At 69.7% G+C, this 455-nt stretch carries 1 protein-coding gene; it reads right to left on the bottom strand.

Going from position 1 to position 455, the window contains the following annotated elements:
- The coding region (locus P409_RS35775; protein WP_034849982.1) for a winged helix-turn-helix transcriptional regulator at positions 1-259 on the bottom strand (259 nt) is incomplete at its 3' end.
- Between the last annotated feature and the right edge of the window lie 196 nt (positions 260-455).

Genomic DNA, 455 nt, shown 5'->3' with positions numbered 1-455 from the left:
GCCCAGCCAGCTCCCGCCCCGCCTCGGTCAGCCCGTATTCCGGCCCGTGCTCGCCCTCGGCCCGCTCGACCGCGCCGATCGCCGCCAGCGCTTGCAGTCGTTCCGACAGCATGGTGCGGGAGATCCGCGGGATGCCGCGGCGAATGTCGTTGAAGCGCCGGCTGCCGCACAAGAGCTCGCGCACCACCAGCAGCGTCCAGCGCCCGCCCAGCACCTCATGCGCACGCGCCACCGCGCAGAACTGACCGTATCCCGCCATGGCGTCGAGACTAGCATGGCCGGGCGGCGCCGCCGGTCCGGAATCCGGACCGCCACCTGTCCGATTGTGAGAGGCCCGCACGGCTTGTTCATGAGAGCCCGCTTCCCTTTTCCTGTCCGGTGCGGGGCTACAGCATTCACGTCCATCGAGCGCAGCGCGTGTGGCCTCTCCCGCTTGCGAGACCTTTTCGGAATAG

This window comes from Inquilinus limosus MP06, assembly GCF_000767795.1.
Taxonomy (GTDB): Bacteria; Pseudomonadota; Alphaproteobacteria; order DSM-16000; family Inquilinaceae; genus Inquilinus; species Inquilinus limosus_E.
Note: the sequence above shows the minus strand (reverse complement) of the source record. Positions and strands in the feature narration are given on the sequence as shown.